Origin of the sequence: Mycoplasmopsis anatis, assembly GCF_900660655.1 — a bacterium.
Classification (GTDB): Bacteria; Bacillota_I; Bacilli_A; order Mycoplasmatales; family Metamycoplasmataceae; genus Mycoplasmopsis; species Mycoplasmopsis anatis.
The window spans coordinates 290,226-307,087 of record NZ_LR215035.1 but is presented as its reverse complement, the minus strand read 5'-3'; the positions used below and the strand labels follow the sequence as shown (position 1 = coordinate 307,087).

Sequence of the window (16,862 nt, the reverse complement as noted above, 5' to 3'; positions counted from 1 at the left end):
AACCATGTTTTATAGGTATAAAAGTAATTGAAAAAAAAAAAAAAAAGATATGTATTTTAATGCTTAATATATAAGAATTAAAATAAAATAAATAAGATATTTATCAAAATTAAGGAGATGCTTATGAAGAAGAAAAAAATTATAATATTTTCCTTTGTTTCAGCGGCACTTGTAACTACAGCATCAATTGCCACAGGGGTTATATTAGGGACAAGAAGAACTTCTGAAAAGAATTTTGAAAGATTTAGTCAAATCAAAAGATTAATTGAAAATGACGACGTATTTAATAATTCATATTTTAGTAAATACAAAAGTCAATCATTAAACTTAATTAATGAGATATTAAAAAATAATAATAAAGATGAGCTTGATATTCAAAAAATTAATGTAGATATTGATAATTTTTACAAAACTATTGAAATTGCTAAGGAACTAAGTCCTGAAATTAACAACAATGTAACTACACTAAAGGAATTAATTAACAATATTGTTAGCGAAACTGAGTTATTCAATGAGTCTAATAACTTATTGAATTTACAAATTAACTTTAATATAGAAACAATAAAAGAATTCAACTTAAATTTAGCAAATCAAATAAATAAAATTAATACATTCATATCTAGTGAAAATGATATGAATAAATTACTTAGTGATATAGATACATTAAAGAATAAACTAGTCCAAATGATTAATTCCAATCAACTCAACAGATATGCTTTTGTTAATGAATCTTTTAATGAAAATTTAGTTATATTAACTTTAAATATAGAAACAAAAAATTTAGATAAGTTAAAAGATATTAAAAATGAAATTAATTCATACATAAATCAATACAACGAACAAATCAGTTTCATTAAAAATGCATTTAATTTATCATTAAATAAAATTTTTAAAAATAAAGAACACTTATCTGAATTAAAAAATGAAAATAGCAACAATTCTACAATATTAGAAAAATTAAATGATATTGAAAATTGAATTAATCAAATTGATTTAGAGGCACAAGATATTGATGAAATTAAACAAATAGATGTTGAATTTAATAACAAAATAGCAAAAGTAATTAATGCAATTTATAGTGAAGATAAGTTCAGAAAGTTCAAGGAAATGATTCAATCATTAGAATATATTTCTGATGAAATTAAAAACTCTTATATACAAAAAATGACAGATGTAGAAGATTTAAATTTAATTTTTAATCAAGCTGAGACACTGAATAATAAAGCTAGATCGATAATAGAGTTTTTGGATGAATTAAAAAATGAATTAGTTGATATAAATTATCTAGATAGTGAAAATAAAGAAGATTTTGATGAATTATATAATAAATATTCAAATTACTTTGATCAGAAAAAATTAACTAATATGGAGATAAATCTTGATGAAATCAAAAGTAAATTAACTGAATTAAAGAATAATTTTAATGGTAGCAAAAGAATTGAATTTGCTAAAACTGCTATAACTAATTACATTAATAACTTAAAAGTTTCTGATGAAATCAATAATAAATTAAATATTCTAGTAAATAATTTAACAAGATACAATGAGTTTAAGACTTTTAACGAAGATATAATTAAATTAAATAAGAATATCAATAGGTTAATCGAACGTTTTAATGAAATTAGCGAAATAAAAAACTCGGATAAATATAGAAATGCTTCTCCTGAAAAACAAGAAAAATTTGATTCAATATTCAATAATTTTTCAGCAATTTTACTTAACTCTAAATTAATAACATTCGAGACATTCGACACTACTAATAGTGAAATTGATCAAACTATAAATAAAATGTTAAATATTGAAGATACTTTGGAAGATACTGATGAAGATATTTTGAATAATAAAAAGAAAGAATTAAAAGAAGCTGTTATATCAGATGGTATTTTTACAAATGAAATGATTAAAAAATTAGAATTTTTAATTGAATCAGTTACTAATTACCAAGAATTAGAAATGTTCAAAAACAAACTTAGTAGTATTCAAACATTAAATAAAGAATTACTTGATATTTTAAAAAATATTTCAATAATCAAAACAACAGATAAATTCAATAATGCAACGGATGAATCTAAAGAGAAATTCATTCAAAGGGAATCATTGAAAGATGTATCCTATGAAAATCAAAAAATTAAATTATTTAATAGTCTAGATACAGTCATTGATGAGTTAACTAAACTAAAGAATAATTTAGCCGATATTGAAACTATTTTAATCCCAAAAACTGATGATAATCAAAACAATAATAATGAGCTTAAAAATAAAATTGATGAACTAAAGATAAGACTTGAAGAATTATCTAATAAAAATTACTATGTTGAGAATTTTAAGGATCAACTATTTGAATATGAAACAAACAAAAATTCAATTCAAGACTTAAACGTGCTTGAAGCGTCGATAAATGAGTTTATTAACGAGGTTAAAACTATTCCAACTAATTATAAAAATATATCACTAGTTGCTACTGTAGTGAATTTAGATAAAATAGACAACATTTACTATTTAAAACCTGGGCAAGATATTAAAATAAAAGTACAAATTAGTTACAATAATAAAACTTATGATTTAAGATACCTTAAAACTCATAATATTTTATTTAGATATAAATTTGGTTTAGCTTCTGATTTATCAAAGAGCTTTGAATCATTGCCTGAAAATAAAATAGATTGATTTAATGGTATTATTACACTTAATACATCAACCTTTGAATCAGAATTAAGAATAGTTTTAAGATATAATCAAGACGAAAATAACTCAGTTGGCTTAAAACCTAACAATATCATTAGATTTACAAAAGATGAAAGAGTTGAAAAAGCGGAAGTTAAAAATTCAAACAGCATTGAAAACTATGATTTTATTTCAAATCTAAGATTAACCAACTCATATACTGGATCAATAAATGAGATTCAAAAAGTTCTTGACTCATTTTGAAATAATTCAATAGGCAAAACTGTTTTGGACAATAAAAATATTTCATACTCTGATGGAATGTGAATTATGTTTTTAAAATTATTTAATAATGCAAATTTTATCAATAAACCAAATGATTTTACAGCTTACAGCGAAGAATTCATTAAAACTTTTGATGATAAAGGTTCTTTCTCATATCGTTTTAATGCAGTAGCAAATAGAAATTTAACAGATTACAAATTTACTTCTCTAGGTGGTTCATTCTTTGATACTGTTTTAAACTCTAGAACATACAGCAATAAATTTACACTTAATCAAAATGATAAGGTTTCTTTTGTATTTACATTTAATTCAAACAATACCAAACCATATATTTTAAATAGTAACCAAGGTGATTTATCTACAATAGGAAAAGAATATAACATTATAGGAAGATATCCATTTTTAGCAAATTTCCAAGGTATATTTAACTTTAAGATATATATTAATGATTCATTAAAGTTAAATATAACTAACACTGATGCAAATCAACTTCAAAGCATTCCATTATTTGTGATTTGAAAAACAGAAAATGAAGTTAAATTTTATACCTCTAGCACAAGAGCTTCTATAGGTTAATTTCGAATATGTTATAAACATTATTCATGCTAAATTGCATGAATTTTTAATTAACAGTTTTTAGCAAAATAAAACAGCAAGGATACCCTTGCTGATCATTTTATTTTCTAAAGTTAAACTTAAAGTTTTCAATTCCAGAGTTAAAGATTACTGATGATTGATTAACTGTTAAGTTATTACTTAATCTTCCATTAGTGATGTAAATTGCTCCAGAACGATAGTTAAAGTCTTTATGTTTACTTCCATTTTTAAGTAATTCAGCTTCACTTCGACTATCTGTAGGTAAAATTACAATATTGGATTGAATAAGTGGTCTAGTATATTGAGTACCGTAATTACCATCTTCCTGGGTGGTGTAAAGACGTCTATCGTTTTCATTGTATAATACACTTTTATAGTTAGATACAACATATTTTGCTAATTTATCTGGAGTTCAAACTATACGAGTAGAACCTTGAATGCTTGTTGAACCTCCTGGTCTATCATAAATATCAAAATCTTGTCCTGGGATTCATTCAAAGTTATAAACCTTAGAAACATAAGCGTTTTGTAAATGGTCGATGTGAGCATACATCTTGTTTGAGTCATTGGTTAATTTGATTCTAATATAGTTTATTAAAGCGTTTGGCATAGCTTTAGTTAGATCATTTCTTTCAACAATTCCACCGTATTCAGCTAAAAATCAAGTATTGTCATTACTAAAATTATTATCAAAATTACCCGGCATTACATTAATAATATTAATAGTTTTATCACTATCATCACCAAAGATAATTGTATAACGATTTTCATATTGTGCTGAAGTTGAAATATTTTGGTCTAAACTGTTATTTGTTTGCGTTTGAATATCAACCATGTAAGCTAGCTCAGAATTTTTATAAGCTGATGTTTTTCTTATTTCTGGTGTAATAATTAATTTCTCTTTAGAGTTTAAAACATTAGCTTTAAATTTGTTATATACAAATCCAATAGGATCGCTTTTTGACTCGGCAACATCCATAAGACCAGAAGAAGCTAAATCAAGAATTTCAACCTTAGCTTCTTCACCGTAAACAAGTTTACCATTTTTTTCTTGATAGAATAAGTTTGAAGTTCCCGAAGCTATTTTAATATCATTAATTGTATTAAATAGAATTCTAACATTTTTAGTTACATTAATAGGCTGTTGATTTTTGAATTTTGATAAATTATTAGGTGTATAAATGTATTTTAATTTAATTTGAACAACTTTTTGTGTCATAGTTTAGCTATAAATTGATTTTTTGGTCTGTAATTATTAACAATTTTAGTGTAAATTTCTACCTTTTGAAAGGGTAACTTTTATTAAAATTGAAGTAAAAAAGACATCAAAACAATCTGCCTTGATGTCTAAAAAATTATCAACTTTTAGTATTTAGATTAAAATTTTATTATATAAATTATAAAAATCCTACTATATTAAACTGTATATTTTTAGGTTTTGTATCAATTAAATTTGTTATACCTTGCTCAATATTTTTAGTAATTTCTTTAATAGAATTATCAATTTCAATATCAGATTTAACTTTAATTTCCAAAAAAATGTGAATATTCATTTTGTCAAATTCAAAGCTAATTCTGGGTTCATTAACCAATTTTACAGTTTTTGTTTTTAAAAAGCTGTACTTAATAACTTCCTTAAATGCACTTTCTTGTACTGAAAAAAATTGATTTAAATTAAAATCCACAGTTACAAAATTCATTACTAATTAGCTCTTCCGACATATTTTCCAGTTTCAGTTGAAACGATAATAACGTCATTTTCCTTAACAAACATAGGTGTTTCTAATTCAAACCCTGTTTCTAAAATTACTTTCTTTTGTGGGTTTGTTGTTGTGTTACCCTTAACAGCATCTGGAGCTTCAGTAACCTTTAGCTCAACATTTATAGGTAGTTCAACATCAAGAACTTCATTTTCAAAAACACGAATTTGAACTTCGCTTCCTTCTTTTAAGAAATTTAATTCTCATTCAACATTTTTAAGAGGAATTTCAACTTGTTCATATGTTTCATTATCCATTAAAATAATATGCTCACCATCATTGTATAAGTAATTCATTTTTCTTTTGTCAATATGAGCAGGTTTAACACGATCACCACCAGTATATGATTTTATTGTTGTAGAACCAGTACGTAAGTTTTTAACTTTAGCTTTAACGTTAGCCTGTCCACGTCCTTGTTTTGAGTGTTGTGCTTCTAAAACAACAAAAATATCGCCATCATCTTGAAATGTTATACCTGGTTTAAATTCATTAACATTAATCATTTTTACTCCTTAAAATATTTTTAAATATTATACATAAAAGAATAAAAAAATTTAAGTATTAAACTATATGTTCATACACATTTTTTATTCATTCTATTTTGTGTAATAATTTTACTAAAAAATAATAATGATAAAATATATTAAAAATATTTAATAAGGAAAATATGAAAAAAATAAATAAAAAATTTTTACTAGTTGGTAATGCAATTTTTCCTATAGTTACATTAACAACTATTTCAGCAAGTGTTGAAACAACCACAACTACAGAAAAAACAACATATAATAAGAAAGATGTGGAAAATTTTATAGAGCAAAATATCAGTAAAGCTAAAGAATTTGGTTTAGAAAAAATTATATTTAAAAATTTGTTTGATATTAATAATAAAAATAAATATGATGTATATAAAGAAAAACTAAAAACATCTAACGAAACTAAAAAATACTATGATAAACTTGATTCGAATCAAGAACTGACACAAGAAGAATATGATGATTTTTGTTATTGAAGTTATAGAAAATTAATCGATGAAGTTTATGCTAGATCACAAGATTTATTAAATGATCAAGTTATTAGTAGGATAGATAATATAGGTCTTAGTACATATGTAGCAAATTATGGTTTTTCTATAATTCAGTGATTTTATTACTGGCCAAATTATAATAGGAATGAAACAGATATAATAAATAAAAATAAAGAACAAACTCACAATAAATTAAAGGAATATTATAAAAAGTTCTATAGATTTAATGTTTTTAATGATTATGTTGAAGATGAGTCTAAAGATAAATATTTAGTAACTTGACCTTATAGATCAAATACATCAATATTCTATCCTGAAGGACAAGGCTCGAATATTAAGTCTTTATTTTACAATGAAAAGTCTAATTATGAAAATGCTAGAATAGGTTGAATTAGTGATGATGAAAAAATTAAAATTGAATTAACCAGTGAAATTAAAAATGGCGAAAATAATAGAGAGATGCTTAAACAATATATCCAAATGTTTAATGATAACTTTGAAGCAGTTGCTGAGAATATGAGATTGTTTATCTTAGAAGCATTTGCACAAAACTTATTCTTTATTGCTGAAAATATTAATCTAATCAATAAAGAATCCGAAGAACATAAAACAATCGAACAAAACCTTAGAGTGTATAGTTCAAGCGGAAAAAATGGTGATTGAAAACTTTATTTGGGTTCTTCATTTGATGGAACAAATGAATACAAAATCGACTTGTCAAATTATTGAACTAATGAAAGAATTGAAAGCAGAAAAAATAATAATGTTCAATTCTTAAGTGAGTTCTTTACAAAACAAGATAACGATTCAATTAAGAGTTATTTGACTGAACGTCAAGAAAAAGTTGTGAAAATTATTGAATCGCTAGATAAATTAATTACTAGAAAACTAAATGAAAAAATTGGTGGATTTACTTATTACCCATTAAAACAAGAACTTTTATACACTTTATTCAAAAATAATCAATGAAATGCTGGTTTTGATTTAGAAATTAAAAATGACCTACTTAATAAGGACGAATCATTAATTAACGATTTAATATATAAAAAGGCAAAAACACTCTTATTTTTAACTAAACTTGAGGAACAAGTTACTGAATTAAAATCACTTTCAAATGATACAAATAATTCAAATAATTCAGATAAGGAAAATGAGAGAATCAAAGAACTTGAAAATAACTTAAAAAATACAATTGATCAACTTTCTAAAATTAAAAATGAGCTTCAACAAGCAAATAATAAATATAATGAAAAAATCGAAGAAATCAATAAGCTAAATGCAAAAATTGAAGAAAAAAATAGCGAAAATGAACAACTCAAATCTAAAAATCAAACTCTTCAAAATAATTTAGAAAGTAGCTTAAATGAGTTTAATTTAGAAAAAATGAATTAAACAATCAAATAAATGAAAAGAATAATCAACTAGATAACCTCAAAGATTCTAACAATGAATTATCGAAAGCAAATAATACACTAGTTGACAAAAGTAATAAATTAGAAAAAGAAAAACAAGAGTTAGTTAATAAAACAACAGATTTAGAAACAAAAAATAATGAATTGCAAACTAGGTTGTCTAACAATCACAAACAATTAGGTATAAAAAATGTTTTATGAATAATTTTCCTAATCATTTCAATTATTTTAGGTATAGGTCTAATATATACAACAACAAAATTAATTAAAAATAAGTATAAAAACAAATAGTTAAATCTAATTTGAACTAATGCAGAAGAGATATTCTCTGCATTTTTTTGTGCAATAATAATAATTTAGGTATATATTAAGCTTGAAATTTAATTTAAAAACAACCATAAAGGTTGTTTCATATGATAATTATTATTAACTTACTTTTACAGCAATTTTTAATACACCATCTTTACGGCTTTCAAATAATTCGTAAGCTTCAACAATGTTATCGAAATCATATTCATGTGTAACAAGTTTTGTTGTATCAATCATTCCGTTTTCGATTAATTGCATTAAACGACGCATTCTTTCTGATCCACCTGGACATAATGATGTTTTAATTTGGTGATCTCCAAGACCTGCTGCAAATGAGTCAAGTGGAATTACTAAATCTTCAGAGTAAACTCCGATTGATGATAGTTTACCTCCAGGACGTAAAACTTTTAAACATGTTTGGAATGTTGAGTTAAGTCCTAAACATTCAACAGCCGCATCAGCCATACGACCATTTGTAATTCTTCTAACTTCTTCAACTACATCTTTATTTTTGAAGTTAATTGTGTGTGTAGCACCATATTTTTTAGCCATTTCTAAACGAGCATCTTCACCATCAACAGCAATAATTGTAGAAGCTCCTAATAATTTAGCTCCAATTGTTGCACTAAGACCAATAGGCCCTTGAGCAACAAGAACAACAGTATCTCCTAAAACGATGTCAGCATTTTCTGAACCTTTAATTCCTGTTGAAAGAATGTCAGGGCACATTAAAACTTGTTTATCTGTTAAAGTTGATGGGATTTTTGCGACGTTAGCCATAGCATTTTTAACTAAAACGTATTCAGCTTGACATCCATCTTCGATGTTTCCGAATTTTCATCCAGCTGTAGCTTTATACCCATGCACTTCACCAATACCATCTTGTGATCCTTGTCCATATTGACAAGCTGCAGTGAATCCACTAGGTGTAATAGCTCCAGCAAGAACTCTTTCACCTAATTCAAATCCAGTAACATTATCTCCATATGCTGCTACTGTTCCAACTGATTCATGTCCAATTGTTAATCCTGGAACAACTGGGTATTCACCTTTTTTAATGTGAATGTCTGTACCACAAATTGTTGTTGTTGTAACCTTAATTAAAAGGTCGTTTGGTCCAACTTGAGGAACAGGTTTTTTAACTATTTCGATTTTTCCTTTAGCTTGAAAAACTAAAGCTTTCATTTCTTTTGGTAAACTAATTGATTTCATAAAATTCCTTTCATTAAAATATACATTTAAATTATAAATAAATTAATTTACAAAAGGTATAACTTCCACTTTTTGCATATATAATATGGAATTTATTTCATTCTTAATAGTTTAATAGATTCATATAAAACCTAATTTTATTTTCTATATTAATATATATTATTTTATATTTTAAAATGAAAAAGCACCTAATAGGTGCTGTCAAAATTTCATGAATTTTAAGTTACTTTGATCAAAGTACTCTTCTAACATCGACTATCTAAAATCAGTTATCAACTTTTGATTCGTCAAATTTTGTTTCATCTTCATCTAGATCTAAGAAGTTTGAATTAAATTCACTATCTTGACTATCAGAATCATCTTTGATCTCTAATGTGTCGTAAATTAATGGTTCATTTTCATCTTTAACTTCTTCTAATTGTGACTCAGTTTGATTTTCTGAGTTTAAACTATTTATAATATCGATTCCATTATTTTCAAGATTTGTATTTTGATTTGTTGAAACTTTTACAGCTTCAACATCTTTTCTTTCAATTACACGCCCAGCAATAACTGACACTTTAAATAAGTCAGTTTCACCTTCGATTCTTTCTTGACCAATAATAATGTCATCTTCATCAATTGAACTATTTGTATTTAAGAATTTATTAACTTCATCTACAGCAGTTTTAATTTCGTTTAATGTTGCAGACTTATCGTATTGAATGTTAATTAAGAATCTTTCAGCTCCACAGATTTCTGTTGAATATAAGTTATTTTGGAATGCTTTTTCCACCGCTTTGGTTGCACGGTTTTTTCCTGATGCTTGTCCTAATCCTATAAGTGTTAGACCTGATTTTTCAAGAATTCTACGCATATCAGCAAAGTCAATATTAATTGTACCTATTCTATAAAGAATATCATGTATGGTATTAATGATATTTTTGAGGTATACATTCGATTTTGTATAAGCATCATCAATAGGAACATCACCATATTGTTGTAACAATCTTTCGTTTGAAAGGACTATGTATGAATCAACTTTTTCTTTAAGTTTTTCAATACCTTCTTTTGCAATTCTTGTACGTTTTTTACCCTCTGTTGAAAATGGTGTAGTTACAATTGCAATTGTAAGAGCACCATTATTTCTGGCAATCTCAGCAACAACCGGGGCAGCACCTGTACCAGTACCACCTCCAAGACCAGCTGTGATAATAACTACATCTGCATCTTTGATTTTTTCTTCGATTTTACGAGAGCTTTCTTTTGCTCTTGCTTGCCCAACTTCTGGATCACTACCAGCACCTAATCCACGAGATTCTTTACCAAGTGCAAGTTTATTTGGACATTTGTTTTTTGCAAGTGCTTGTGCATCAGTATTAGCTACAATAAATTCAACTGAAGGATATTTTTCTAATTCCATCATCTGAACAGCGTTATTACCCGCACCACCGATTCCGATAACTTTTAATTTAATTTTTGCAGTGTTTTCGTTAATTAACTGTTCATCTAAATCGTCTTTTTTACTTTCTTCAACCACATTATCGTCAAATGGATTGTAGAAATTTGATTTTTTAATTTCTTGTTGTGCGTTGTTTTCTTGCATGTTTTCTCCAATATTTATTTAGTAATTGCATATCATATTTTATTTAAAAATGATTTACGCGGATTGATCTCGTTATTAATTCTGTTAGTAATCGTATTAACTGTTTTGTTTTGATCTTCTTCATCAAGTTTAGTCATTATATTCGATTGTAAAATAGCAATATCATTATTTAAGAATATACTTTCGGAATTATCCTTATATAAATTGTGCACTTTATTAAGATTGAAAGTTGATGGATTCAATTTGGTCTCAATTATGTTAGCCAAAACACCACTTAAGGCTAACACATTGATTTTTTGATTCTTCAATTCATCACATGAGAGAAATTCTTCAATTAACTTTATATAACATGAAGCAAATTCTTCAAGCATTTCTTTGATGGACACCACTCCCTCATCGAGAATGTTAAAGTTTTTATTTCTTGTTAGATAACGAATAATATTTTGAATATCAGTATTTGATTTACTTGTTTTTGAATTTTGATTAATCATCTCATAAATTTTATCCATACCCACGGATAAACGTTTATATTTAATGATAGCACCATTGTAAACAAGTGAAAGTGACGAGTATGAATCTTCAGTGTCCAATAATAAGTTAAATCCGTCAAATTCTTTATAATTATTTGCTAATGACTGAGTTTTAATAAAGTAATTAACTTTATCAAAGTTATATTCAAATAATTTTTGAATATTGTTGAGCGACTCTATATCTGTTGTAACAAATGCAGAGTTTTTTGAAATTAATTTATCAAATTGCTTATTAAGAGGGAATTGCAAGTATTCCTTGACTGAAATTTTTTGGTGAGCTAAGTATCGGTAGCTACTTATTGTTACAGGTATGTATTCACTATCATGAAAATGCTTTGATAATTGTAAGCTTAAATTGTCCTTAACACTTTTATCTGCTGAAAAACATTCTTGCAAGTAATGTGTTTCAACAAGTTTAATTTCTAAATTACTTAGCACATCATCATTGAAAATTACATTAGTGATAACATTTTTATTCAAAGGGAGATTATTAATATATTTTTTAATTGAGCTAAACATATTAGAGATATCTGAAGAGCTAACTGGAATTAACTTTTCAGTAGCTCTAACTGTTTTTTGTTTAGTATCACAGTCTTCCAGAACCGTTCAACTAATATAATTTTTACTAACTCTAAAATCTAAAAAATATTTTCTCATAACCACCTCCCTTCCAAGTTAAATCTTGCTTAAAATTCTTAATTTAGCACTTCGTGAGCGTTTATTTTCTTCTAGTTCACGTTGTGAAGGAATTATCTGTTTGGCAGTATATTTTTTTTCTTCTATAATCGGCATCTTAATTGGAAGATTGCTTGTAATCAAATCTTTAAAAAAATTCTTAACGATACGATCTTCTAAAGAGTGGAAAGTAATAATACTTAATGATGAGTTGTTTTTTAATAAAGCAACAGCATCTTTAAGCATGAGTTCAAGCGACTCGAATTCACTGTTAGTTTCAATTCGTAAAGCTTGGAATACTGCTTTTGCAGGATTTTTTGCTCTAAGTAGAGCAGCGGGATATGCACTCTTTATAACATCAACTAATTCTAAAGTTGTATCAATTGGTCTACACTTTACAATTGCCTTCGCAACTCGCATAGCAAGTTTTACATCAGCGTATTTTGTGAAGATGTTGGCTAATTGCACATCAGTATAATTATTAACAATATAATGAGCATCAAGACCTTGTTCTTGATCCATACGCATATCAAGTTTTGCATCTTTATTGTAGCTAAAACCACGTGAGGCATCATCAACTTGAGGAGAACTTATTCCTAAATCTGCTATGATTCCATCAACTTGTGTAATACCAAGTTTTGCTAATTCGTGTTTAATATATCTAAAGTCACTTTTGATAATAGCAAAGCGATCACTAATTTGACTAAGAACTTCGCTTCCTTTTTTAATTGCGAAGTCATCTTTATCAAAAGCAATCAAGAAACCATTTTTATTTAACCTTTTGAGAATCTCAGCTGAGTGACCACCCATGCCAAGTGTTAAATCAACATAAATTCCATCTTCTTTTATATTTAAACTCTCTATAGTTTCTTTTAAAAGAACTGAATAATGTAAATTCTGATTCATAATTAACTTTCTAGGTTAGATAATTCTTGTGCGATTTGTGAAATTGTATCATCATCATAAGTTGATTCAAATTCATCGTAGCGTTCTTTGGATCAAATTTCAACTATTGATCCTACTCCAACAAAAACTACATCTTTTTGGATAGCTAAGTTTTCTAATATGTTCTTTGGTAATAGAAATCTACCAGAAGAGTCAAGCGTTATGTTTATAGCTCTCCCAAGAATACTTCTGCGAAGAGCTCTTGCATTTTTGTTAAACATACTTTGCTGTTCAATAGTTCTAGTATATTCGATGAAGTTCTCTTTACTTCTAAGTTCACCATTACCGTCAAAACCAATAGTAAGATAAAAATCACTTCCTAACAAATCTCTAAAGTTTGTTGGAAGTACAATACGATTTTTATCATCAATTTTTCTCTCGACTGTACCGAACACACTTCCTCCCACTATCCACCACTATTTTACATGATTTAATATTTTTTTGTAAAAATATTGAAAATTTTTTGATTAAAAAATAAAAACAGCAACTTATATGAAAACTTTTCATAAAGTTGCTGTGTAAATTTATTTACCTTGTTGATTTAATCAACCTAAACCTGCTGTAACATCACTAACTTCACCCACAAGTGAAACAATATCATCAATTTCTAATTCAACATCCCCACTAGGTCTTAAAACTCTACCGTTTCTTTTAATAAGAATAATAGTAATTTTTCTTTTATTAAAATCCAAATCTTTAATTTTCATTTTAGATAAATCAGGGTTCTTAATTGTAGTTGTACCTACTACAAAGTTATCACTGAGTTCTTGTAAATTTTCAGAAAAACGAATTAAGTTTTCATTAGCTGCAATTAATGCTGTTCTAATTCCTGATTCATGTTCAGGTCTGATTATTTGAGTTACACCAATTTGTTTTAATACCCTAGCATGTCTAGCGCTAGTAGCTCGAGCAATAATATTTTTAATATTAAGTTCTAATAGAGCTGCCACTATTTCAATATTATCCGGACAGGCAACAACAACTGTTTCCATCTGTTCGATATTCATTGATTTTAGTGCTTTCATATCTGCTGCGTCTGCAATAGCAATTCTTTGAACTTCATTATCAAATATTTTTGCATTGTCTTCTTTAGCATCAATTATAAACACACTCTTGTTCATCTTAATTAGTTGAGAAACAACAGCTTGCCCAAATCTTCCAAGTCCAATAACACAAATATCTTTCTTATGTTTAATTACCATAATTACCTCAATACATTAATGTAATTTTAACAAATTCTAGTTATATTAGTTAATTTAGAAACTACGATTTATTAAATATAAAATCAAACCAATAACTTAAACATAAATTTTAAATGCTTAATCTAACAAAAGCAATTAAATTTTATAAAATATAAATATGCAAAAAAACTTAAAGAAAATTTTTGAGGTCGAAAACTTTTTTATTCACGTTTTAGAAAATGGAGTTGCTAATAATGTTTGCATTCCGTATTTGCCAATTTATTATAGAGAAAGAAGTGCAATTTTGATCAATCCAAAAGAGTCAACTTTCTGAAATAGTAAATTTTGAGATAGATTTAAGAGTAATCCTTATACTACATTTTTAAATACTTCTCATGATGTTAAATCCTTGACAGAAGAAATCGAATACAGAAATAAGCAAATTTTTTCTAAAGTTGAATTCTTTGACTTAGATGAACTTGAAATTAGAGATACAGAGATTCCTATTTATGATATTTGAAATATGGGCTTTAAAAACATTAATATTAACCCAAATGAATTTAGAACTTTTGAAGAGATCACAAAAAAATATGAAATTCAATTTAAGAGTCAAATTTTTAGGATTTTGCACTTCTATCTTGAAAAAATTGTTCCTGAAAATCAAAACTTCTCTCGTGAATTAAGTAACTATGCCAAAAAAATTAAAAATGACTGATTCTTAATGAATGAAGCAGATTTTAGTAATACTATTTTAAATATTAATGAATTACTAGAAGAACACAAAAGAGATTCTCTTGAATTTTACTTTAAGTTATATCAAGAAATTTTTAATGTTTATAATCAACTAATTGAAAGAGAAAAAAGTCCTGATTCAATTGCTGAAAGCGAACAAATCAAAAATGTAGAAATAAGGCTTAAATACATTAATGACATTAATAACTCTTCGATTAAAAAGGTTGAGAATAACTTCATTATTCGTGATATAAATCTAGAAATTGACTTTTATAAAAAACTACTTAAAAACACAAAAAACAACAACATCAAATATATGAACTATTTGCAATATAAATTGCAAAAATCAATTTTGATCATAAAAGAGAAAATGTCTTATGTAACCGAATTAAGCATCGAAAATTTAGACTTATACAAAGAGTTATTAATGACTAAAAAACTTTATTGAATATGAGCTAAAAATAAATATAGTTTATGTTATTTAGAAAAAAATAAAATTACCGAAATTTTTAGTGATTTGATATTACAATCAAAAATGTTTATCAATAATACATTAAATAGTTTGAATAAGCCGGGACGAAAATGAACTAAGCTAAAAATTAAAAAGGCAATAAAACAACAATTCTATTACAGTTTTGTTAACTATAGTAACACTTCTGTGGAAAATAAACATGAAATAGTTAAAATCATTGAAAGCAAAAAAGAAAAAATCAAGAACTTAAACAAAATCAAATTTGAAAAAGTTCCAGATTTTAACAAAATAGTTGAACAAAACAAATTTGATGCATGAATAAAATTAAATCAAGCTGAAGATCGCTGAAATAAATACTCATCAAATAAGTTATTCCAAACAACACTTAAAAACTTTCAAAGAAAAATTAAAAGATTTATATATAGTAATAACGAGGTGATTAGACACCAAATTAACAATTTAGCTATAATTAATGAATCAATCAAAAAGAGGCAAAATTCTAATTCTCGTAGAAATGAATTTAATGATAATTACGAACTAATCCGTAATGTTGAAAACATTAAGAAATATGAAAAAAATGAAACAATTGGCGAATTTGCTAACTCTATTTTTGCGTTTATTATGAACAAAAATCAAACGATCAATCAATTTAGCAGAACTTTTTTAATTATAAAAAAAATTATTGATTCAATGAGTTATATTTCTGTTAACTTTGGAGAGTATTTAACTGCATATGATAAGTTAAAAGTTATTAGTAAAATTAAGCTTAAATTATTGAAATTAGTATTGAATAATCCATCAGTTTTATTCATTAAAGATACTTTTGATAAAAATAATAATGAAACTAGATTTGAATTTATTAGAGTATTAAATAAAATTTCTAATGAGTATTCGCTTAGTTACGTACTAGTTACAGCTGATGTAAAATTAGTTAAGAAAATTTGTGATACTGTACATATTTTCTGCAGAAATACATTGGTTGAGTCTGGTGAAGTTCAAGAGTTAATTAATAATTCAAAGCACCCTTATTCTAAACATGCTCTATCTGAAACAGATTTAAACTTTATTAAAGATCATAATGATGATTACTCTTGAATTTATTCAGAAGTTTATGAAATTGACAAAGATAAAAAACACTATTTATATGCAAATTTTGAAAATTATCAAAAATGAACTTCTTGAAACAATATCGAAACACTTAAAGTTAAATCTAATTTAGATAAGGTTAGTGGTATAACTTTTGAATCTGAAGAGATCGATCAATTTTACAAGATTCAAAATGAAAACTTAGAAACCTCAATGACTTCGTATGATCCTGTTAATAAAAAAGTTATATCTAAATCAAACTTATTCAATATGGACTACACTAACTTAAAATTATGAAAACAAGCTTCAAATACTGAAATTGATTCTGTTAATAAAACTAATCATTTTATTGATGAAGACATAGAATAAAAATAATTATGGACATCTGTCCAT

At 26.0% G+C, this 16,862-nt stretch carries 12 protein-coding genes; 3 read left to right on the top strand and 9 right to left on the bottom strand.

Translation table 4 applies throughout. The features are described from left to right. Positions 1–123 precede the first annotated feature (123 nt). Positions 124–3,525, top strand: coding sequence for a hypothetical protein (locus EXC66_RS01320; RefSeq protein WP_006886914.1), 3,402 nt, complete (start codon positions 124–126; stop codon positions 3,523–3,525). 100 nt (positions 3,526–3,625) lie between these two features. On the opposite strand, the gene EXC66_RS01315 is transcribed toward EXC66_RS01320, so the two are convergent. The 3 genes from EXC66_RS01315 to efp form a co-directional block, all read right to left on the bottom strand. Next, positions 3,626–4,765: a hypothetical protein gene (locus EXC66_RS01315; protein WP_006886913.1), complete on the bottom strand. Its 1,140-nt coding sequence runs from the start codon at positions 4,763–4,765 to the stop codon at positions 3,626–3,628. Positions 4,766–4,943: 178 nt separating this feature from the next. After that, positions 4,944–5,246, bottom strand: a complete 303-nt coding sequence (locus tag EXC66_RS01310; protein WP_006886912.1) for an MMB_0454 family protein — start codon at positions 5,244–5,246, stop codon at positions 4,944–4,946. Between the two features lie 2 nt (positions 5,247–5,248). Further along, positions 5,249–5,809 (bottom strand): elongation factor P, encoded by a 561-nt coding sequence (efp, locus tag EXC66_RS01305; protein ID WP_006886911.1) that lies wholly within the window; start codon positions 5,807–5,809, stop codon positions 5,249–5,251. Between the two features lie 164 nt (positions 5,810–5,973). Between efp and EXC66_RS01300 the strand changes: the two genes are divergently transcribed. Then, positions 5,974–7,722 carry a coiled-coil domain-containing protein gene (locus tag EXC66_RS01300; RefSeq protein WP_129622320.1) on the top strand — a complete coding sequence of 583 codons (1,749 nt, stop codon included), beginning with the start codon at positions 5,974–5,976 and terminating at the stop codon, positions 7,720–7,722. Between the two features lie 446 nt (positions 7,723–8,168). Here EXC66_RS01300 and EXC66_RS01295 read toward each other — a convergent pair whose 3' ends face one another. The 6 genes from EXC66_RS01295 to EXC66_RS01270 all read right to left on the bottom strand — a co-directional run bounded on the left by EXC66_RS01295 (position 8,169) and on the right by EXC66_RS01270 (position 14,200). Further along, on the bottom strand, positions 8,169–9,263 hold the full coding sequence (locus tag EXC66_RS01295; protein ID WP_006886909.1) for a zinc-binding dehydrogenase: 1,095 nt from the start codon (positions 9,261–9,263) through the stop codon (positions 8,169–8,171). 259 nt (positions 9,264–9,522) lie between these two features. Beyond that, on the bottom strand, positions 9,523–10,848 hold the full coding sequence (gene ftsZ, locus EXC66_RS01290; RefSeq protein WP_006886908.1) for a cell division protein FtsZ: 1,326 nt from the start codon (positions 10,846–10,848) through the stop codon (positions 9,523–9,525). A 14-nt stretch (positions 10,849–10,862) separates the two neighbouring features. After that, positions 10,863–12,035 (bottom strand): MAG3720 family protein, encoded by a 1,173-nt coding sequence (locus tag EXC66_RS01285; RefSeq protein WP_006886907.1) that lies wholly within the window; start codon positions 12,033–12,035, stop codon positions 10,863–10,865. Positions 12,036–12,053: 18 nt separating this feature from the next. After that, positions 12,054–12,959: a 16S rRNA (cytosine(1402)-N(4))-methyltransferase RsmH gene (rsmH, locus tag EXC66_RS01280; protein ID WP_006886906.1), complete on the bottom strand. Its 906-nt coding sequence runs from the start codon at positions 12,957–12,959 to the stop codon at positions 12,054–12,056. A 2-nt stretch (positions 12,960–12,961) separates the two neighbouring features. Beyond that, positions 12,962–13,393 carry a division/cell wall cluster transcriptional repressor MraZ gene (locus tag EXC66_RS01275; RefSeq protein WP_112579143.1) on the bottom strand — a complete coding sequence of 144 codons (432 nt, stop codon included), beginning with the start codon at positions 13,391–13,393 and terminating at the stop codon, positions 12,962–12,964. Between the two features lie 129 nt (positions 13,394–13,522). Continuing rightward, positions 13,523–14,200, bottom strand: a complete 678-nt coding sequence (locus EXC66_RS01270; RefSeq protein WP_006886904.1) for a potassium channel family protein — start codon at positions 14,198–14,200, stop codon at positions 13,523–13,525. A 157-nt stretch (positions 14,201–14,357) separates the two neighbouring features. Between EXC66_RS01270 and EXC66_RS01265 the strand changes: the two genes are divergently transcribed. Further along, entirely contained in the window at positions 14,358–16,838 is a 2,481-nt protein-coding gene (locus tag EXC66_RS01265; RefSeq protein WP_006886903.1) for an MAG1360 family OppF-related protein, read from the top strand. Positions 16,839–16,862 lie beyond the last annotated feature (24 nt).